We start from the raw sequence: 18,335 nt of genomic DNA, 5'->3' as shown, positions 1-18,335 counted from the left end.
GCTCGGGTGATCCCGAGCCGCCAAGCGGCTCCGGCCAGCCGTTGCCTGGCCGCCCCGCACGACTGGCGGTGCTTACCGCCGTGCTGCCGTGTTTGGCAGCCCTGGCCTTCGGGATCTTCAATGGCGCATCCGTCAGTGACATGCGGCCGCACCACATGCCACTGGGCATCTCTGGCCCGGCCGACTTCACCGATGACCTGACCAGACTCCTGGCTGCCAACGGGTCGGACGCCTTCGACCTGCGGTCCTACGCCATTGCCGCGGCAGCCGAAGACGCGGTGCGTGACCGGGAGGTGGTAGCCGCCATCTCCGCGGAGTCGGGCGCGCTGGTGGCTGTCATCGCCGGCGGCGAAGGCCCCAGGATCAGCCAAAGCATCACGGCCCTGGCTCAGCAGACCGCCTCGGAGACAGGACTGCCGCTGCGGACCCATGACGTGGCCCCGCTTCCCGAGAACGATCCCCAGGGCATCACCCTGGCAACGCTGCTCGGCTGCCTGCTCATCCCGGGCATCGTCGGCATCATAGCTTTCAGCGTGATCGCCAAGCAGGTGTCTGTTGTGGCCCGGGCCATCCTGCTTCCCGTGGCAGCGGGACTGGCCGGACTGGCGGCAGTCACCCTGCTCGGCCCCGGCCTCAACGTGCTGTCAGGAAACCTCTGGCACATGACCGCGCTGGCGGCGCTCTATCTCACCGCCATCATCGCCGCGGGGCTGGGAATGGTGCGTGTGCTGGGCATGCCCGGAATCGCCGTTGTCGCGCTGACCACTATGACCTTGGGCAACGCCACGAGTGGCGCGAGCACAACGGGCTGGTTCCTGCCCCACTGGATGAGCGTTATCGGGCCGATCCTCCCACCGAACGCGTTCATCGCTACGGGACGCAGCCTTCTCTACTTCCACGGCGTCGGCCTGACACGTCCTCTTGTCGTACTACTCGCCTGGGTGGCCGTCGCCGAACTCCACTACTGAAAATCTTGTTCGTGCGTGGGGTCGGTGGGTTTCGTGTCGCAGGTGCAGCACGCCTGTCTCGAACGCGGCCGGCGTCGCCGGCGGTGCGCCGCACGCTCAGGGCTCGGCTCTACCGGTGGCCCAGGCCCACGCGGCGATGGCGACCCGGTTCCTGGCGCCGATCTTGTCGTGGATCGAGGCGATGTGGTTCTTCACGGTGCCCGGGGAGAGGAAGAGCTCCGCGGCGATCTCGGCGTTGGTCCTGCCGTGCGCGACCATGGCCACGATCTGGTCCTCTCGCTCGGTGAGGACGACGTGTGGCGACTCCTGCGGCACGCCGCGCCGCCGCAGCAGCCGGACGGTGAGTTGCGGGCTGATGAGCACGTCGCCGTTCATGGCGGCCCGGATCGCCTCGATCAGCAGCGTGGGTCCGGAGCGTTTCAGGATGAACCCGGCGGCGCCGTGGTGCAGGGCGGCGTGGACGTACTCGTCGAGCCCGAACGTGGTGACGACCACGACGTGGATGCCGGTCCCGGCCAGGGCGCGGGTCACCTCGATGCCGTCGGCGCGCGGCATGCGGATGTCGGCGAGCACCACATCGGGTTTGATCGTCTTCGCGGTGTCGATCGCGGCGCGGCCGTCGGCGGCCTCGGCGACGACGGTCATGTCCGGCTGGGCGTCGAGGATCATGCGGAAGGCGGCGCGGATGCCTTCCTGGTCGTCGGCGATGAGGATTCGGGTGACCACTCCGGCGATTGTGCCAGCGGCAGGCGGGCCGTCAGCGACCACCCGTCCGGCAGCGCCCGCGTCACCAGCTCGCCGCCCTGCTCCGCCACGAGCGTGGCCAGGCCGGGCAGGCCGGACCCGCCCCGCCGGCGGCTTCTCGTGCGGGCGACGCCGTCGTTGGTCATCCTGATTTCCAGGACCCCGGCCGAGGCGCCGACGCGCAGGTCGACATGCCCGGCCCGCGGCGCATGCCGCCGGACGTTGGTCAGCCCCTCGATCACCACCCGGTAGGCCAGCGCCGCGGTGTCCACCGGAACCGTCACGGCCGGGTCCATGCGCAGGCTGACGCGCGTGGGGCCGACGGCGGAGAACCGCTCGGCCGCCTCGGCGATGCCGCCCAGATCGCCGACGGGGCCGAGGGGCCGGTCGTGGTGCAGCATGTCAAGCGTGCGGTCCAGCATCGACAGGGCCCGCTGGCCCGCGGCCTCGATGCGTTCGAGAGCCCGCAGCGGATCGCCCGCCACGCCGCCCGCCTGGGCGTGCGCCACCATCTCGCTGATGTCGTGGGCGACGAAGTCGTGCAGGTCCCGGGCCAGTCGCAGCCGCAGAGCGGTGCGCGTGTCGGCCACCGCCCGCTCCTGCCGTACGTCGAGGGAGCGCAGGTAGGCGCCCACGGCGGCGGCCGCCAACGCCCCCAGCCCCCAGAACGCGCACACGCCCACCGCCTCCAGCGGCGAGGCGGGCGTGAACACGCGCAGCAGCCAGCCGGCCGCGGCCAGACCCGCCGCCGACGAGGAGAGCACGGCCTGCCGGAGGGGGGCGTACCGGACGACCAGGCCGACCAGCACCATCAGCGCCACGCTCTCGGCCATCCCCAGCGCGCCGGCGCCCGACTGGGCCCGCGTCGCGCCGCTGACGTGGGCCGCCGTGACGGCCAGGGACACGCTCGCGGCCAGGAGGGCCGGCGCGGCCAGACGCGGCCTGAGCCGGGGTCGCGACAGCCCGGCCGTGGCCACCGCGACGGCGACCAGCACGGGCACCGCCTCCGACATCAGGGCGAGGGCCCATGTCACGTCCACCCGATGAAGATACGCGCACCGGACGGTTCACCCGCGAGTGCCGAACGGCACCACTTCCGGCCTCCAGGGGTGCCGATCGGCATCTGGCCCACCGACGGGCCCCGCCATGAGGCTGATCACATGAAGACCTTCACCTCTGCCTGGCGACAGTATGCGGCGGCGTCGTGGGCGCTGGCCTACGGTGTGCTCGGCGCCGCGTGGGCGCTGGGGACGCCGGGCTTCCCCTGGGGCGCCACCGATCCCGACCCCGACGGGGCGCTGTCGATCCTGGCCGGCACAACACCGGGCTTCGGCTGGTGGATCGCCGCCTTCTGTCTCCTCATCGCGGTGACGGCGCTGGCGCTGACCCTCCGGAGCGGCCACCGTGCGCCGTTGTTCGTGGCCTGGCCCGTCGCCGCGCTCCTGATCCTGGTGATTCCCGACTCCCGGCTGATGATGGGCGTCGCCTACACGCCGCTGCTGCTGGCCGCCCCCGTCCTCGGGTGGGACCTGGGCGGTGCGACCTTCGCCGACGCCTGGCCGTGGCCGGTGCTCAACCAGCTCGTGTGCGTGCTGGGCGGCCTGCTGCTGGCCGCCGCCGCGCCGGCCTACGGACGTGACCAGGGGCGCAGGAGCTGGTTCACCCCGCAGCGCGGGCGTGTCGCGGTGTACGTGGCGGTCGTGGTGCCGCTGGTGTACTGCGCCACCCGGTGGGCGTGGGCGCTGGGCGTTCCTCTCGGGGTGAGCACGGCGTTCCTGGCCGAGGGCGAGGGCGGCCTGTGGCTGGCGGGCGCCTATCTGGCGACATTCGGCGCGTTCGGCGGCGTGCTCACCCTCGGGCTCACCCAGCGGTGGGGCGAGATCTTCCCCCGCTGGATCCCCGGACTCCGCGGCAGACGGGTGCCGCCGCTGCTCGCGGTCGTCCCGGCCGGGTTCGTCTCCGTCATCATCACCGTCGCCGGGCTCACCTATCTCCGCTGGACGATCGCCGGCCGGTTCGCCCTGGAGGAATGGGGCGCCTGGCTGCCGGAGTGCTTCTGGCCGATCTGGGGCGCCGCGCTGGCCACCGCCACCGTCTCCTACCACCGGCGGCGCCGGCAGGTCACACCCGAGGTGGCCGCCGGCCACGCTCCTCCGACCGGTAGGAGTCTCAGCCGAACGTGACGACGCGTCGGCCACCTCTGTGCGGTCAGGTGCGACGGCCGGCCCACGTCTGTCAGGCGACGCTCAGGACGAGCTTGCCGCGGGTGCGGCCCTCCTCGCCGCGCCGGTGCGCCTCGGCGGCCTGTTCGAGCGGGAGGACGGCCTCCACCTCGATCGCCGCCTCGCCCCGGTCGATGAGGCCGGCGATGTGGGCCAGCCCCGGCCCGTCGGGCTCGACCAGGAACGGGGTCGCGCGGACACCCGCAGCCCGGGCCCGCTCGACCAGCTCGGGGGATATCCCCGACGGGACCGCCACCAGCAGGCCGCCAGGGCGCAGCACGCCCAGCGACCGCGTGCTGGTGTGGTCGTGCCCGTCGCCCACCAGGTCGATGACCACGTCCACGTCGGCCACCGCGTCCTCGAAGCGGGTGGTGGTGTAGTCGATCGTCTCCTCGGCGCCGAGCTTGCGCAGCCACTCGTGCTTGGCGGCGCTCGCGGTCGTGATGACGTGCGCGCCCAGGTGACGGGCGAACTGCACGGCCAGGTGGCCGACGCCGCCCGCGCCGGCGTGGACGAGCACCCGCTGCCCCGCCTGGACGCCGGCGGTGTCGGTCAGGACCTGCCAGGCGGTCAGAGCAGCCAGCGGTACGGCGGCCGAGTGCAGGTGGTCCAGCGTCGCGGGCTTGCGGGCGAACTGGCGGGCCGGGGCGGTGATGTACTCGGCGTAGGCGCCGGCCGCGCGCGGGAACCACGGCATCCCGTACACCTCGTCGCCCGGCTTCCAGACGGTCACGCCGAACCCGATCTCCTCGACCACCCCGGAGACGTCCCAGCCCAGGACGAACGGCGGCTGGCCGAGCACCCCCGCCATGCCGCCGCCGGAGCGGGTCTTCCAGTCCACCGGGTTGACCCCGGCGGCGTGCACCCGTACCAGCACCTCGGTGGGCAGCGGTTCGGGGCGGGGGACGCGGACCGGCTCCAGCACCTCGGGACCGCCGAACGCGGACTGGCTGATCGCTCGCATGGTGGGCGTCGACATGCTGCTTCTCCTCGCTTGTTGTGCTTGGTGCGACGATCCCGGAAGCTATCCGTCGGGCGGTAGTAACCCGCAAGGGGGATTACTATCTGTTGGGTAGTACGAGAGGAGCCCCAGCCGTGATCCTGAGATGCCCCACCGGGGAGCACGACCGCCACGACGTCTACTCCGCGCTCTGCCCCTGCCGCGACGTGCTGGATCTGCTGTCCAACAAGTGGTCCACGCTGGCGATCGGCGCCCTGGAGGACGGGCCGCAGCGCTTCGGCGAGCTGCAACGGCAGCTTCAGGGCGTCAGCCCCAAGGTGCTGACCCAGACGCTGCGGCGGCTGGAGGAGGCGGGCTTCGTGGACCGCACCGTGTACCCCGCCGTGCCGCTGCACGTGGAGTACGCGCTGACCGAGCTGGGCCGCAGCGTGACCGTGCCGCTCGGGATGCTGCGCTCCTGGGTGGAGCAGCACCTGCACGAGATCCCCGCCCTGTCGTAGGGACGCCGCGCTTGGCGCGAGGGGCTATTCCTTCTGGATCAGCTGTTGTCGTAGGAGATCGTGACGGAAGTAGTACAGGTCGCCGACCTGTCTGAGCACGCCGCGCTGGTGGCCGTCTTCGATGAACGTGGCCACTCGCCAGGGCAGCCGGCCGGACGCGGTGAGCACGGCGCGGGCCAGGAAGAGGCGGAGCCGGGAGGCGGACAGGGCGGACAGGGCGAGTACGGTCACGAGGGAGGCCAGAGTCAGCGCGTCCGAGGAGATGGACGGCCGGGTGACGGCCGTGTACACGACGGCGATGTCAAGCAGCCCCACCTGTAAGGCGATCAGGCCGCGGGAAAGCGTCACGTGCAGCCAGAGCGCTGCCCCCAGCGCAATGACCACTCCCTGATCGGCTCGCAGGCCGGCGCCCATCGTGAGAAGAGCGAGGACGAAGGCGAAGAAGGCCGATGCCGCGATCCACGACCTCATCAGGCTCGAGGGGGGCGGCTCTTGAGAGTCTTTGACGAAGACGTGGACGAAGGTGGCCATGGCCATGGCCGTTCCGAGGAGAGCGCCCCAGGCGGGGCCTGCCGCCACGCCGAAGGCCGTGCCGACGCACAACCCTGACAGGAGACCGAGGATCAGGCCGTAGACCCAAGAGGGGACGAGGTCGATCAGCCCTGGCCACGAGATGCCCCGCCGACCGAAGTGCCGGGCCAGGAAGGACAGCCAGTGACGCGCGGCGTCCGGGTGCCAGGCGAGCCTGGGCTGCTCATACGCGCTGGAGCGGCTCGGGCTGCCGGATCGGCTGCGCCCGTGGTGGCCGCCGGAGTCGGAGTAGAGGGCCGGCACAAGCTCTCTGAGGAGATGGACCTCGAGATCGCGTCTGGTCGTGAAGGTGAGCAAGTGGTCGGGATTCGCCGCCCGTTCGGCGTAGGCCACGCGGGCCAGGGACAGCGCCAGCGGAGTCGACAAGCCGCGGGCGAGTTCGCCTTCCGGGTCAGCGGTCAGTTCGGCGAACACGTTGGACCATCCTGGCAGCCGGGCTGGTTTCGTGGTGATGGTCAGGTAGTCACGGATGGCGGCGACGTCGAGCGGCTTGATCTCGATGGCGGCCGCTGCCGTCAGGACATCCGCGTGCTGGGAGTCGACAGTGGCCAGGTATTCCGCGGTACGGCTGGTCAGGACAAGGGGATGCCTGGCGCTGAAGGCAGCGTTGATCTGGGTGAGAGCCAGCTCCCGTTCGGAGGCGGGCATCTCGTCAAGGCCGTCCAGGATGAGCAGGAGCCGGTCCAGGGACAGCGGCTCGGCGGGGTCGTAGTCGTAGTCCTTCACCAGACGGGCGTAGATCCAGCCGACGATGGGCCGGCTGGAGGGCGTCCACGTCGAGAGCCGCAGGATGACGGGGACGGGGCCGGCTTGCTCGCGGGCGGACAGGCAGGCCAGGGCGAAGCGCATCACCAGCGAGGTTTTGCCGGAGCCGGGCTCACCGAGCACGACCAAGCGTGTCCGCGGCAGTTTGGTGTGAATGGTGCGATAAAGGTCGTCGAGGCTGCCGTCGAGGTCGATGGGCAGGTCATCGCCGCCGATGACACGCCAGTGGTCGCTGACAGGCGGGCCGACCGTACGCCAGGAGACGGGCAGAGGCTCGGGGTCCAGGAGGCGCTGCCGCAGCTCCTCCGACTTCCATACCTGCTCGACCTTGACGGCCAGCCGTTCGGCATGAGCCGCCATGGCGTCCGCCTCCGGCTCGGCCACGTCCAACGTACCGAGGTCGCCGCCGCGCTTGGCTCTCTGTCGTAACCATCCGATCATCGCCGCCGAGGCGGCCAGGGCGGTGACGACGAAGCTGAAAATGCTGGCCCACTGGTCGGCGTACTCACGGCCCTGAGAGACGAAGAGCACGGCCACAGCGATGGCCAGGAATGGCACGAGGATGGACGTGGCGACCAGTGCCCACCAGTACCACCCACGAAAGTCCGAGTTTGAGCGCGCCACGCGAGCCGACACTACTAGGAGAGGCGCGGCGGTCAGAATGTGGCGATCGGGTTGACCGGGCTGCCGGACGTACCGGCGAGGCGGACCGGCGCGACCGCGAGGTGGAAGTCCCACTGGCCGAGCTCGGCGGCCGTCGTCGCGCACGCCTCCAGGTCGCAGTTGTCGAGCAGCCACAGACCCATCGCGACGAGGCCCACGGTGTGGACCGGCATCGCCATGTCTTCGTACCCCGACGGCTGAACGTCCTGGGGGGTGTCAGCGCCGATCAGCGCGACCTGCCGTTCATGCAGCCACGGCAGGCAGGACGCGTGCCACCCGGGCTGCGTGAAACCGCCGGCCGCACCGGCCTCGTGCCGGACGCGGCCGTAGCCGGTCCGCAGGAGTACCGCATCGCCGGATCGCACCCGCACACCCTGGCGACGCTCGGCCTCCTCGAGATCGTCGGGATGCACACCCTGCCCCGGTTCCAACCACGGCACATCGCGCACCTTCGCGATGTCCAGCAGGACGCCACGCGTGATGATCCCGTTCGCCGCCGCCGTGACGGCCGCCCACGCCGATCCCGTCGCGGCGTCGACCATCGAGTGCGACCGCCCGTTGTACATCGTGCCGTCCCAGAAGATGTGGCACGGCGAGTCGACATGGGTGACGGTGTTGCCGTGGAACGTGATGCCGAGCCGCTCGGACGAATAGCCCCAGTGCCGGTCGTTGCGGAATCCGGGCAGCGGCATGTTCTCGGCACCCGGCATGTCGGCGGCGCACGGGCACGTCGTCGTCGACCGCTCCATCTCCTCCGGCACGGCGACCTCCCACGCGCACGACACGCTCCTGCCGTGGCGCACGGCGCGCGCCGCCGCCAGCCGGACGTCGTCGGTGATGTGGTTCAGAGTGCCGAGCTCGTCGTCGTCGCCCCACCGTCCCCAGTTCGACAGCGTGTCGAAGTACCCGAGCACGTCGTCCTGCGTGGGCATCGGTCGCCCTGCCGTCATCCCAGCATCGACTCCTCCGGTCGCGCGGTTCGGGGCACCGCGGGCACGGTGTCCCGCCCTCTCCTTCGACCTGCCAGGGTCCGCTGGAGCCGGCACGATACTAGATCAACGGGCCGGCTGCGTCCACGGACCGGGTGGCTGGCCGAGCACGTCGCAGCCTTGTCAAGGCCACCGAGCCGCCCGCCCGCCCGGCTCGGCGCCGAACGCGAGCAGCTCGGCGAAGGCCGTGGTGAGCGGGTCGGGGCGGGTGCGGGTGTAGGCGGTGAGGGTGCGGCGTACCGGAGGGTCGGCGCGGAGCGCGACGCCGTCGAAGCCGGAGGGGATGATCGAGGCCGGCACGAGCGCGGGCCCCAGCCCGGCGGCTGCCAGCAGCGGCGCGGCGGAGGTCTGCTCGGCCCGCACGGCGACGCGCGGCTGGAATCCGGCGTCGGCGCAGGACCGGTCCAGGAGCTCGGCGAGCCCGTTGCCGGGGGCGAAGTGCACCCAGTCACGGTCGGCGAGGGCGCTCAGGGCGACGGGCCCGGGATGGGCGGCGAGGGGGTCGTCGGGGGGCAGGACGACGACGAACTCCTCGACGCCGAGGTCCCGGACCGGGCCCTCCCACCGGGCCGGGGCAGGGCCGATGGCGAGGTCGGCCTGTCCCGCGATCATCGCCTCTTCGAGCCGTACGGTGTGCGGGTACTCGCGCAGCCGGATCCGCACCTCCGGGTGGCGGCGCCGCCAGGCGCGCAGCACCGGGGGCAGGATGCCGAGGCTGACGGAGTAGACGGTGGCCACCTCCAGCTCCCCGCCGTCGAGCCCGGCCACGCGGCGGGCGGCGGCGTGGAGGCGCTGGGCGTCGTTGAGTGCGGCGCGGGCATGGGGCAGCACGGCCCTGCCCAGCGGGGTGAGGCGGACCGCCCGGGGGAGTCGTTCGAGGAGCGGGCCGCCCAGTGACGTCTCCAGCGCGCGGATCTGATGGGACAGCGCCGGCTGGGTGACGTGCAGCAGCTCCGCCGCCTGGGTGAAGGAACCCGTCTCGACCACCGTGACCAGGTATTCGAGCTGCCGCAAGGTTGCCATGAACAGATGTTATCGGCCCCATAGAAACCAAGCCTTGGACTTATCCGGCCAGGTCGGACAGGCTGTGGCCACGGGCCGCGACGCAGCACAGCGGCGGCCCGCCCCATCCCGATGACATGAGGAGCTCAGCCATGCCTGCACAGACTCTCGAAGGGCAGCGCCTGATCGTGGTGGGCGCCGGCTCGCGCACCGGCCGCCTGCTCGCCCGCACCGCCTCCGCCGCCGGCGCGGACCTCGTCCTGGCCGGGCCGGACCCGCGCAAGCTGGAGTGGACCGCCGGCGAGCTGGGCGGCAAGGCCGACGTGGTGCCGGTGGACCTCTCCGACGAGGACTCGGTCGCCGGCCTGGCCGCGCGGGCGGGCCGCTTCGACCACCTGGTGTCCACCGCCGCCATGCCCGCCAACGGCCCCCTGGCCGACCTCGACCTCGCCGCGGTGCGGCGCGCGTTCGACGCGAAGGTGATCGGCCCGCTGCTGCTGGCCAAGCACCTGGCGGGCCAGGTGGAGCAGGGCGGCTCGTTCACCTTCTTCTCCGGGGTCGCGGCCTGGCGGCCCGCCCCGGCCCGGACCGTGATGGCCACCACCAACGGCGCGCTGGCGTTCCTGGTCCAGGCCCTGGCGGTGGAGGTGGCGCCGGTGCGCGTGAACGCGATCTCGCCCGGCATCGTCGACACCGGCTCGTGGGACGGGCTCGGCGCGGACAAGGAGGAGTTCCTGCGGGGCGTGGCCGAGCGGAACCCGGCCCGGCGCGTCGGCATGCCCGAAGACCTGGTGCAGGCCGTGCTGTTCGCGATGGGCAACCCCTACGTCACCGGCACGGTGCTGCACGTGGACGGCGGCGGCCGGCTCGTCTGAAGCCGCCGCCCTCGATCACTCCTCCTCGGCCGCGTGACGCGACGGATCAGCGGGCCAGTTCTCCAGCATGATGTGCAGGCCGTCGAGGGCGCGCTCCCAGGACCTCCGCACCTCGCGGGAGTGGCTGAATCCGCCGTTGGCCTCCAGGCTGATGTAACCGTGGAAGGCGCTGCGCATCAGCCGGCCCGCGTCGGTCAGGTCGGGCTCGGCCAGTTTGTACGCGCGCAGCATCGCATGGGTCAGCTCGATGGTGCGGACGTAGGCGGTGGAGCGGGCGAGGACGGCCGGGTCCACCCGGACCGCCTGGGTCGCCGTGTAACGGCCGGGGTGGGCGAGCGCGTAGTCCCGGTAGGCGTTGGCGAACGCCACCATGGCCTCCTTGCCGGACCGGCCCGCGACCGCCGCGGCGATGCGGTCGGCCAGCTCGCCCGCGGCCAGCATCGCGACTCGTTCCCGCAGGTCCTGCAGGTTTCTGAGGTGCGCGTACAGGCTCGCGTCCTTGACCCCGAAGTGCCGCGCCAGCGCGGAGACGGTGATGTTCTCGAACCCGACGGCGTCCGCCAGGTCCGCGGCCGCCTCCGTCACGCGCTCCGCTGTCAGTCCCGCACGAGCCATCGCCACCTCCACGCTTCCTAGGAGTATTAGGTAGTTGCATAATACTCCTAGGCATTGTAGCGTTCCGCGCCATGAAGCCAGCCAGTGAGCAGGAAATTCGCGCCTCGTTCGTCAACTGCTCCAAGGGAGAGGCCAAGCGGCTGCCGCTCCCACGGGGCCTGACCGAGCAGCCCTGGGACGACCTTGACTTCCTCGGGTGGCGTGACTCCGGCGCGCCCGACCGCGGCTACCTCGTCACCGAGCGCGGCGGCGCCATCGTCGGGGTGGCGCTTCGCCTGGCCGCCAAGCAGCGCGGTCACCTCCACCGCGGCATGTGCTCCCTGTGTCTGACCACGCACCCCGGCAGCGGCGTCTCCCTGATGACCGCCCGGAGAGCGGGCCAGGCGGGCCGGGACAGCAACTCGGTCGGCGTGTACGTGTGCAGCGACCTCGCCTGCTCCCTGTACGTGCGCGGCCGGAAGACCCCGGACCTGGGCGGCCGGCTGGAGGAGTCCCTGACGGTGGAGGAGCAGGTCGATCGCACCAGGGCCAGGCTGTCGGCGTTCCTCGACAAGGTCACGGCGTGAACGGGGACCGCGCATCGGCGCCCGGCGCCGCGGCGCGCCCATCGACGACGCATCGAGAGAAGGAGATCACCGTGGAGCACGACGGGTGGGCCGACGAACGGTTCGGAGCGGTCGCCGACGCGTTCGCCCGGAACTTCGCCGACTACGACGAGCTCGGCGCGGCCGTCACCGTGTTCGCCGGCGGACGCAAGGTCGTGGAGCTGTGGGGCGGAGTCGCGGACGGGCGAACCGGCCGGCCGTGGACACGGGACACGGTCGTCCCGGTCTTCTCCTGCGCCAAGGGCCTCGTCAGCGTCTGCGCCCACCTCCTCGCGCAGGAAGGACGCCTGGATCTCGACGCCCCGGTGAGCAGGTACTGGCCCGAGTTCGCGCGGCACGGCAAGGAAGCCGTCACCTGTCGCATGGTCCTCGGGCACCGGGCAGGGCTGCCCGCCCTCGACCGGGTGCTCGGCTTCGAGGAGATCGCCGCCTGGGCGCCGGTCGTCCATGCCATCGAGGAGCAGGAGCCGCTGTGGAAGCCGGGCACGGCGTACGAGTACCACGGCCACGTCTTCGGCTTCCTCATCGGTGAGGTCATCCGGCGCGTCACCGGGCTCACCCCCGGCGCGTACTTCCGCCGTGCCGTGGGGGAGCCGCTGGGGCTACGGGCCTGGATCGGCCTGCCCGCCGAGGAGATGGACGGCCGTGCCCGGCTCACCGAGGCCGAAGGGCGGCCTCCCATGCCAGGACCCGAACACCTGCTCACCCGCATCGTGACGATGAACGGCGCCCTGGTCTTCCCCGGCCTCGACGAGCCGCGCGGCTGGAACGATCCGGCGCTGCTCGGCATGGAGCTGCCCGGAGCGGGTGCCACGGCGTCGGCGAGCGGCCTCGCCGGGCTGTACGCGGCGGCCGCCACCGGCGTCGAGGGTCACGAGCGGCTGCTCACGCCGGACAGCGTGACGGACGCGGTCCGTGAGGTCTCCTCCGGCAAGGGATGGCTGGGCTTCGACGCCGGGGCGCGCTGGGGCTCGGGCTTCCTCCTCGACTCGGCGTTCCGGCCGATGCTGGGGGAGCGCAGCTTCGGCAACGACGGAGCGGGCGGCCAGTTCGCCTTCGGTGACGACGCGTTCGGGGTGGGGTTCGCGTACGTCGCCAACCGCATGATCGGCCACGGCGACGCCCGGGCCGGCCGCCTGATCGCGGCCCTGCGCACGTGCCTGACCGGCGGTTGAGCCGGCTCTCAGACCGTGGCGGGCGGACGCTTGCCGAAGGCCCCGACCGTGGCATGGAAGACGCCCATGACCAGCACTCCGAGAGCGGCGGCGGTGAAGGCCGCGGCCGGGTGCCCGGCCGTGTCGGCGCCGAGGGCGAGCAGGGCCGCGATGACGCACATCGCCCAGCCCGCCACCAGGTTGACCAGCGTGATGCCCTTGACGAAATGCGGCGTCGCGTTCGCGCCGAACACGCCGGCGAAGAAGCTGAGGACGGCCGTCAGCAACATGGTCACTCCTGTGGTTCTCGGGTGGCCGGCCCGGCACGCCGAGTCGGGTCGCGGGTGAGGCCCCTGACGGTCAGCTCCACCATCTGGCGCAGCCGGGCACGCAGGACGTCCTGCTCCTGTCGCGCCTGGGAGATCCCGGCGAGGGCGTCGAGCAGGATGAGGGCCGCGTCATGGGCGGACAGCGCCTCGCCGAGCCGGTCGAGCTCGTCCGCCGAGTCGGTCAGCACCCCCTGGACGACCTCGGCGTACCGCTCCTCGAACGACAGCAGCACGTCTTCGGCGACCACACTGGCCTCGGTGAACAGCTCCGCCCGGAACTCGGCCTCGACCGTCCCGGAGAACAGGTCGAGCTTGACCGACAGCACGTCGTAGAGCCGTTGCGCCACGGCGCGGTCGGAGTGGCGGGCCTTCTCCGCCGCCTCGACGACATCGTCGACGATCCGCCGGCCGACGGCCCGGAACACCTCTTCCTTGCCCTTGAAGTGCTGGTACACGGCAGGCCGGGACATCCGCGCGGCCTGGGCGATCAGGTCCATGGACGTCCGGCGGTAGCCGTAACGGCCGAAGACGCCGAGCGCGGCGGCCACGATCTGCTCCCGCTTGGCGATGGCAGCATCTGACATGCTGACAAGTTATACGAAGATTGTCAGCATGTCGAGCAGGTGGCGTGCGCGTCTCGCGTCATCCGGGCCCGGCGTCCGGTGCGTCAGCCGAACGGGCTCTGCCGCCGGGGCCGGAAGTCCTTGGTGCCCGTGAGCAGTGACCGGGTGCGCGGAGGCGCCGAGGAGGGCAGCTCGGACAGGATGTCGGCGAGCGAGACCCCGGCCAGGCTGTCGCGCCACGCGCGGTGCGCCTCGGCCATCTTGACTGCCAGGACGCAGGCGCCCAGGCAGTCCTCGGCCGGCAGCGCGCCGCGTCCCTGCCGGCGGATCTCGCGGCACTCGTACGGCGAGGACGCGCCGTCGACCGCCTCCACGATCTGCAGCAACGTGATCTCCCCGGGGGGCCGGGCGAGCCGGAACCCGCCCCGCGGCCCCGTCGTGGCCGACAGCACGCCGGCCTTGACGAGCGACTGGAGCTGCTTGGCGAGGTAGGGCGCCGGGAGGTCGTAGTAGTCCGCGAGCTGGGCCGCCGACGCAGTGGCTCCAGGCTCCAACTGCGCCAGCGAGGTGGCGCAGTGCAACAGCCATTCGGTGCTCACGGGCAGTTTCACGATCACCAGCATATCGCGGATATTGAGGATCTGCTTAGTCCGAGATATGGTCGCTGGGTACCGACGAGAAGGAGAGAACGTCATGCGTATCGCCGTGGCCGGCGCGACCGGCGCCATCGGATCCCTGACCGTGGCCGCCCTCGAACGGGGCGGGCACGACGTCGTGCGCATCAGCCGCTCGCTCGGCGTGGACCTGCTGACCGGTGACGGCCTGGACGACGCCCTGGGCGGCGTCGAGGCGGTGGTGGACGCCACCAACGGCCCGGCCGCCGATGTGGACGAGACGGTGGCGTACTTCGGCGCCACCACCCGCAACCTGCTCACCGCCGGGGAGCGGGCCGGCGTCCGTCACCATGTGCTGCTGTCGATCGTCGGCATCGACCGGGTCGAGGGCAACGCCCACTACGCCGGCAAGCGGGAGCAGGAGCGCCTGGTGTCCGCGGGGCCGGTGCCGTGGACGATCGTCCCGGCCACCCAGTTCCACGACTTCGCCGAGATGGTGGCCGGTTGGACCGAGCGGGACGGCGTCGCGACGATCGCGCCGCTGCTGGTGCAGCCGATCGCACCGGCCGACGTGGCCGGGATCCTGGCCGAGGTCGCGGTGGGGGAGCCGCAGGGGCGCCACGCCGACGTCGCCGGTCCCGAGCCGCAGGATCTCGTCGACATGGCCCGGCGCACGCTGCGGGCGCGCGGCCGTGAGGTGAAGCTCGTGCCGACGTGGTCGGGACTGTTCGACCCGGGAATGGCCGGCAACGTGCTGCTGCCCGGGGAGAACGCGCGCATCGCGCCGACCACGTTCGACGCGTGGCTCGAGGAGCAGCGGGTGCGGTGACGACTCAGGAACTCCCCGTCACGTAGTGGGTGACGGTGTCGCGGAGACGCTCACTCTGCCGGAATCACTTCGGTGACTGCGGAGCGTGCGACTCCTTCGTCCACGTGGCCTTGCCGGCGGTGAAGCCGGCGAGGTGGGCTTGGCCGGACGAACACGCGACCGGGTGATCAGAATCGGACGTGTGTCATCGAGTACCAGGTCGGGCCGAACACCAACAGGGCAAGCCCGGCCAGGACCATGATCGACTTGAGTACGCGAGCTGTGGTGATGTGCGCGGGCGCGATGGGCCGCAGGTTCCACCGCCCGACCATGATGAAGGCCGCGACGCCTCCTAGCACCAGGTTGGCGGGCACCAGTCCGTACTCGCCGCGCATGATGTGAAAGCCGGCCGCCAGGATCATCGTCAGCGTCAGGCCACCGGCGGCGAGCGGCGTCAGCTTCGGCCGGACTCCAGTCATCGCCGGCAGGATCAGGCCGACGCCGCCCAGCACTTCCACGACGCCGATGAAGACGATCAGGGGTTGCGGCACCGCGGCGTACCAGGCCACGGCCCGGGGTGCCGCCGCATACAGGGCTGCGTCGTACAACAACACTTTTCCGAAGCCGCTACCGGCGAAGAACAGGCCGGACACCACCTGAAGCGTCCAGAGCGTCCGGTTGAGGGTCACCCACGTTCCACGGGACTGGGGCCGCTGCTCCTTGTCTCGGACGTCATGGGGGTGCGCGCTGGTGTGCGATGTCATGTTTTGTCTCCTTAGTGGGGGTTACAGCTGGTCCGGCGACGTCGGGCGAGCCGTGGGATGGACTGCCTGATCAGGGGTTCCGTCGCGGTTGGATGGCCAGTGCTGCTCGGCTCCTAACCGGCGGCCTTCTTGAGCAGTGCGGCGATCTCCTTCTCGTTGGCGGGGGTCAGCTTCGTCAGTGCGAAGGCGGTGGGCCACATGGTGTTGTCGTCAAGGTCGGCCTGGTCGCTGAAGGCGAAGGTGGCGTACCTGGTCTTGAACTTCTGCGCGGGTTGGAAGTGGCAGACGACCTTGCCGTCCCTGGCGTAGGCGGGCATGCCGTACCACGTCCTCGGTTCGAGGTCCGGCGCGTTCGCCTTGACGATGGCGTGAATGTGCTCGGCCAGGGCGCGGTCCGCTTCCGGCATCTCGGCGATCTTCGCCAGCACGTCCTGCTCCGCCTGGGCCGCCTTGTCCGCGCGTGAGCCGCGCCGCGCGGCCTCCTTCTGCTCGTGGGCGTGGTCCTTCATCGCGGCCCGCTCCTCGGGCGTGAATCCGGTGTAGGTGCTGCTCATGGAAGGCTCCTCCTTGTGAAGGGTCGTTGCGTCCGCCGTGGGTCCGGGTGAGCGTCAGGCCAGCCAGCGGCCGTCGCGCATCAGTTCGCGGCCGGACAGTTCGTTCTCCTCGCGCCAGGCCCGAACGCGGCGCGGGGTGACGCGGAACCAGCGGTACGGCGTGGTGAGCGTGCGCGGGTCGAAGCCGGTCCGCGCGGCGAACCGGTCGCCGAGCTCCGAGGTCAGCGCGTCGATCTCCATGACCTCGACCTCACCGTCGATCAGGGTGACGTCGCGGGTGCCGCCCAGCCCGACCCGGACGGTGCCGGTGGCGGCGAGGTTGCGCCCGGTCGGGCTGCCGGCCGGTGTGGACAGCAGCAGCGTCTCGCCGTCCCAGTCGAATGACAGCGGCACCAGGTGGGGCGTGCCGTCGGGCGAGGCGCTGGCCACCCAGACGTCCACGTCGCGGGCCAGCCGGTGCTCGGTGTCGCGGCGCCGCTCGGCGCGGGCGCGGGGCGGGTTGCGGGTGCTCATCGGTCCTGGACCAGCCCGAGGTCGTTGCCGTCATGATCGGTGACGGTGGCCACCAGACGGCCGCCGCCCACCTCGGTGACGTCCTGCCGCAGGACGGCCCCGGCGACCAGGAGCCGCTGCAGGCCTGCGTGAATGTCGTCGACCTCCCAGTAGCAGACCGGCCCCGTCATGCCCTGCCGGTGCCCGTTGGGGTCCAGGCCGATCTCCTGGTCGCCGACCCGGTAGCCGACGTAGTAGACCTCGTCCACGTACGGCCCCGCCCCGGCCAGCGAGGTGAAGACCTCCTTGGCGCGGGCGAGGTCCCTGACCGGATAGATGATCGTCTTTGCGTTCGCCATGGCGGCTCCGTTCTCGTCGGCGTTCTGCGATGTGCCGAACCTACGGACGCCGGCGCGCCGCCAGTGAGACCAGAACGCGCCACAGAGGGGACCCAAGCCGCCACTGGATCCGCCGGAAGCGCGGCATGCGGCGCTGCCTTAAGCTGTCACCCGTGCCGGAGGCGACAAAAGGGTCAATGCCGCCATATGTGGTGCGTCTAGTCCTAGAAGCGGCGAGAACGGCGGGCGTCTCCCCGGACGAGCTCAACCGCCTCCCCGGCGTGGGCGTCCTCGACCGGCAGGGCATCCGCGTTCCGACGATGCTGCTGACGCGCGTCTGGGAGGTCTCTTCGGCGGCCTTCGCGGAGGCCGGGGGTGCTCCGCGGGTCGCGCAGCTGTGGACTCCCGGCCGGTTCCACGTCTGGGACTACGTCATCAAGTCCTCAGCCGACCTGGGCGAGGCATTCGACCTCGCCGCCCGGCACCTGCCCGCGATCACCGACCCCGACAGCGCGTTCGTCGTGCGGCGGGACGCGGCGGGCCGCCTTACGGTCGCCACCCGGCCGGTCCCCACGTTCGGCCGCGTCGGCGCGCTGATCGGCGAGTTCGTGCTGGGCCTGCTGCTCCGTCAGGCCGGGGCGGCGCTGGGACGGCCGGTCACACCCGTCGCCATCACCGTCGCCGGCGAGCCGCCCCGTTCGCACGCCCACCTCGTCGAGGCGTTCGGCACCCGCGACATCCAGTTCGACGCGCCCGTCTCGTCCATCACCTTCGCCCCCGCTGACGCGACCGCGCCGCTGCCCGGTGCCGACCCGGCGCTGGCGGCCATCGTCCGCGACCACGCTGTCCACTCGATCAGCAACGCGCGGCCGATCCTCGGCTGGCTCGACAAGGTGCACGCCGAGATCGCCGACAGCTTCGCCAACGGCCCGCCCTCGCTGGACCGGGTCGCGCGGCGGATGACCATGAGTTCCCGCACGTTCCAGCGCAGGCTGCACGAGGAGGGCACGAGCTGGCGGGAGGAGGTGGAGAAGGTCCGCGAGGCCGAGGCGACCCGCCTGCTGCGCGACACCGGCCTGACCATTGACGCCGTCGCCGCCCGCGTCGGCTTCTCCGACGTGCGGGCGCTGCGCCGCGCCTTCCACCGCTGGTACGGCCGCACCCCCGCTGACTTCCGCCGCCAACCCTCCGCCAAGTGACTCGGCGGTATTGCGCAGAA

At 71.6% G+C, this 18,335-nt stretch carries 22 protein-coding genes; 8 read left to right on the top strand and 14 right to left on the bottom strand.

Annotation, left to right across the window (positions count from 1 at the left end):
- The first annotated feature begins 92 nt into the window (after positions 1-92).
- Positions 93-968, top strand: a complete 876-nt coding sequence (locus ACIBG4_RS32125; RefSeq protein WP_397205013.1) for a hypothetical protein — start codon at positions 93-95, stop codon at positions 966-968.
- 96 nt (positions 969-1,064) lie between these two features.
- On the opposite strand, the gene ACIBG4_RS32120 is transcribed toward ACIBG4_RS32125, so the two are convergent.
- Together ACIBG4_RS32120 and ACIBG4_RS32115 are read right to left on the bottom strand one after the other, a co-directional pair.
- Positions 1,065-1,694, bottom strand: coding sequence for a response regulator transcription factor (locus ACIBG4_RS32120; protein ID WP_310711291.1), 630 nt, complete (start codon positions 1,692-1,694; stop codon positions 1,065-1,067).
- Positions 1,634-2,752 (bottom strand): sensor histidine kinase, encoded by a 1,119-nt coding sequence (locus tag ACIBG4_RS32115; protein ID WP_397205011.1) that lies wholly within the window; start codon positions 2,750-2,752, stop codon positions 1,634-1,636. The genes ACIBG4_RS32120 and ACIBG4_RS32115 overlap by 61 nt, the downstream gene beginning before the upstream one ends.
- A 120-nt stretch (positions 2,753-2,872) precedes the next feature.
- On the opposite strand from ACIBG4_RS32115, the gene ACIBG4_RS32110 reads away from it, so the two are divergent.
- Entirely contained in the window at positions 2,873-3,895 is a 1,023-nt protein-coding gene (locus tag ACIBG4_RS32110; protein ID WP_397205009.1) for a hypothetical protein, read from the top strand.
- Between the two features lie 52 nt (positions 3,896-3,947).
- Here the strand turns inward: ACIBG4_RS32110 and ACIBG4_RS32105 are convergent, their stop codons facing one another.
- Positions 3,948-4,913: an NADP-dependent oxidoreductase gene (locus ACIBG4_RS32105; protein ID WP_397205007.1), complete on the bottom strand. Its 966-nt coding sequence runs from the start codon at positions 4,911-4,913 to the stop codon at positions 3,948-3,950.
- Between the two features lie 116 nt (positions 4,914-5,029).
- Between ACIBG4_RS32105 and ACIBG4_RS32100 the strand changes: the two genes are divergently transcribed.
- Entirely contained in the window at positions 5,030-5,395 is a 366-nt protein-coding gene (locus ACIBG4_RS32100; protein WP_310711295.1) for a helix-turn-helix domain-containing protein, read from the top strand.
- Between the two features lie 24 nt (positions 5,396-5,419).
- Here ACIBG4_RS32100 and ACIBG4_RS32095 read toward each other — a convergent pair whose 3' ends face one another.
- The 3 genes from ACIBG4_RS32095 to ACIBG4_RS32085 form a co-directional block, all read right to left on the bottom strand.
- The gene (locus ACIBG4_RS32095) at positions 5,420-7,387 is read right to left on the bottom strand and encodes an NACHT domain-containing protein (protein ID WP_397205005.1); all 1,968 of its coding nucleotides are present in this window, start codon (positions 7,385-7,387) and stop codon (positions 5,420-5,422) included.
- A 20-nt stretch (positions 7,388-7,407) separates the two neighbouring features.
- A complete protein-coding gene (locus ACIBG4_RS32090; RefSeq protein ID WP_397205003.1) occupies positions 7,408-8,364 on the bottom strand; it encodes a cyclase family protein in 957 nt (318 codons plus the stop codon).
- 162 nt (positions 8,365-8,526) lie between these two features.
- Positions 8,527-9,426, bottom strand: a complete 900-nt coding sequence (locus ACIBG4_RS32085) for a LysR family transcriptional regulator (protein ID WP_397205001.1) — start codon at positions 9,424-9,426, stop codon at positions 8,527-8,529.
- A gap of 131 nt (positions 9,427-9,557) precedes the next feature.
- On the opposite strand from ACIBG4_RS32085, the gene ACIBG4_RS32080 reads away from it, so the two are divergent.
- Positions 9,558-10,280 (top strand): SDR family oxidoreductase, encoded by a 723-nt coding sequence (locus ACIBG4_RS32080; RefSeq protein WP_397204999.1) that lies wholly within the window; start codon positions 9,558-9,560, stop codon positions 10,278-10,280.
- A gap of 15 nt (positions 10,281-10,295) precedes the next feature.
- Here ACIBG4_RS32080 and ACIBG4_RS32075 read toward each other — a convergent pair whose 3' ends face one another.
- Positions 10,296-10,895 (bottom strand): TetR/AcrR family transcriptional regulator, encoded by a 600-nt coding sequence (locus tag ACIBG4_RS32075; RefSeq protein WP_397204997.1) that lies wholly within the window; start codon positions 10,893-10,895, stop codon positions 10,296-10,298.
- 71 nt (positions 10,896-10,966) lie between these two features.
- Between ACIBG4_RS32075 and ACIBG4_RS32070 the strand changes: the two genes are divergently transcribed.
- Both ACIBG4_RS32070 and ACIBG4_RS32065 read left to right on the top strand, forming a co-directional pair.
- On the top strand, positions 10,967-11,461 hold the full coding sequence (locus ACIBG4_RS32070) for an FBP domain-containing protein (protein WP_397204995.1): 495 nt from the start codon (positions 10,967-10,969) through the stop codon (positions 11,459-11,461).
- 71 nt (positions 11,462-11,532) lie between these two features.
- Entirely contained in the window at positions 11,533-12,675 is a 1,143-nt protein-coding gene (locus ACIBG4_RS32065; protein ID WP_397204993.1) for a serine hydrolase domain-containing protein, read from the top strand.
- A gap of 8 nt (positions 12,676-12,683) precedes the next feature.
- Here ACIBG4_RS32065 and ACIBG4_RS32060 read toward each other — a convergent pair whose 3' ends face one another.
- From ACIBG4_RS32060 to ACIBG4_RS32050, 3 genes are all read right to left on the bottom strand, one after another.
- The gene (locus ACIBG4_RS32060; protein WP_397204991.1) at positions 12,684-12,944 is read right to left on the bottom strand and encodes a hypothetical protein; all 261 of its coding nucleotides are present in this window, start codon (positions 12,942-12,944) and stop codon (positions 12,684-12,686) included.
- 2 nt (positions 12,945-12,946) lie between these two features.
- Positions 12,947-13,567: a TetR/AcrR family transcriptional regulator gene (locus ACIBG4_RS32055; RefSeq protein ID WP_397204989.1), complete on the bottom strand. Its 621-nt coding sequence runs from the start codon at positions 13,565-13,567 to the stop codon at positions 12,947-12,949.
- Between the two features lie 83 nt (positions 13,568-13,650).
- Positions 13,651-14,157, bottom strand: a complete 507-nt coding sequence (locus ACIBG4_RS32050) for an RrF2 family transcriptional regulator (RefSeq protein ID WP_397204987.1) — start codon at positions 14,155-14,157, stop codon at positions 13,651-13,653.
- An 82-nt stretch (positions 14,158-14,239) separates the two neighbouring features.
- On the opposite strand from ACIBG4_RS32050, the gene ACIBG4_RS32045 reads away from it, so the two are divergent.
- Positions 14,240-14,989 carry an SDR family oxidoreductase gene (locus tag ACIBG4_RS32045; RefSeq protein ID WP_397204985.1) on the top strand — a complete coding sequence of 250 codons (750 nt, stop codon included), beginning with the start codon at positions 14,240-14,242 and terminating at the stop codon, positions 14,987-14,989.
- Between the two features lie 167 nt (positions 14,990-15,156).
- Here ACIBG4_RS32045 and ACIBG4_RS32040 read toward each other — a convergent pair whose 3' ends face one another.
- The 4 genes from ACIBG4_RS32040 to ACIBG4_RS32025 all read right to left on the bottom strand — a co-directional run bounded on the left by ACIBG4_RS32040 (position 15,157) and on the right by ACIBG4_RS32025 (position 17,137).
- Positions 15,157-15,732, bottom strand: coding sequence for a DoxX family protein (locus ACIBG4_RS32040; RefSeq protein WP_397204983.1), 576 nt, complete (start codon positions 15,730-15,732; stop codon positions 15,157-15,159).
- Positions 15,733-15,845: 113 nt separating this feature from the next.
- Positions 15,846-16,286 (bottom strand): iron chaperone, encoded by a 441-nt coding sequence (locus tag ACIBG4_RS32035; protein ID WP_397204981.1) that lies wholly within the window; start codon positions 16,284-16,286, stop codon positions 15,846-15,848.
- Positions 16,287-16,340: 54 nt separating this feature from the next.
- Positions 16,341-16,799 (bottom strand): pyridoxamine 5'-phosphate oxidase family protein, encoded by a 459-nt coding sequence (locus tag ACIBG4_RS32030; protein WP_397204979.1) that lies wholly within the window; start codon positions 16,797-16,799, stop codon positions 16,341-16,343.
- A complete protein-coding gene (locus ACIBG4_RS32025) occupies positions 16,796-17,137 on the bottom strand; it encodes a VOC family protein (protein ID WP_397204977.1) in 342 nt (113 codons plus the stop codon). Before ACIBG4_RS32025 ends, ACIBG4_RS32030 begins: the two co-directional genes overlap by 4 nt.
- 191 nt (positions 17,138-17,328) lie before the next feature.
- Between ACIBG4_RS32025 and ACIBG4_RS32020 the strand changes: the two genes are divergently transcribed.
- Positions 17,329-18,315, top strand: a complete 987-nt coding sequence (locus ACIBG4_RS32020; protein WP_397204975.1) for a helix-turn-helix domain-containing protein — start codon at positions 17,329-17,331, stop codon at positions 18,313-18,315.
- The last annotated feature ends 20 nt before the right edge of the window (positions 18,316-18,335 follow it).

It is taken from the genome of Nonomuraea sp. NPDC050383, assembly GCF_044459125.1.
Taxonomy (GTDB): Bacteria; Actinomycetota; Actinomycetes; order Streptosporangiales; family Streptosporangiaceae; genus Nonomuraea.
The sequence above is the reverse complement of the archived record's forward strand: the minus strand, read 5'-3'. Positions and strand labels throughout refer to the sequence as shown.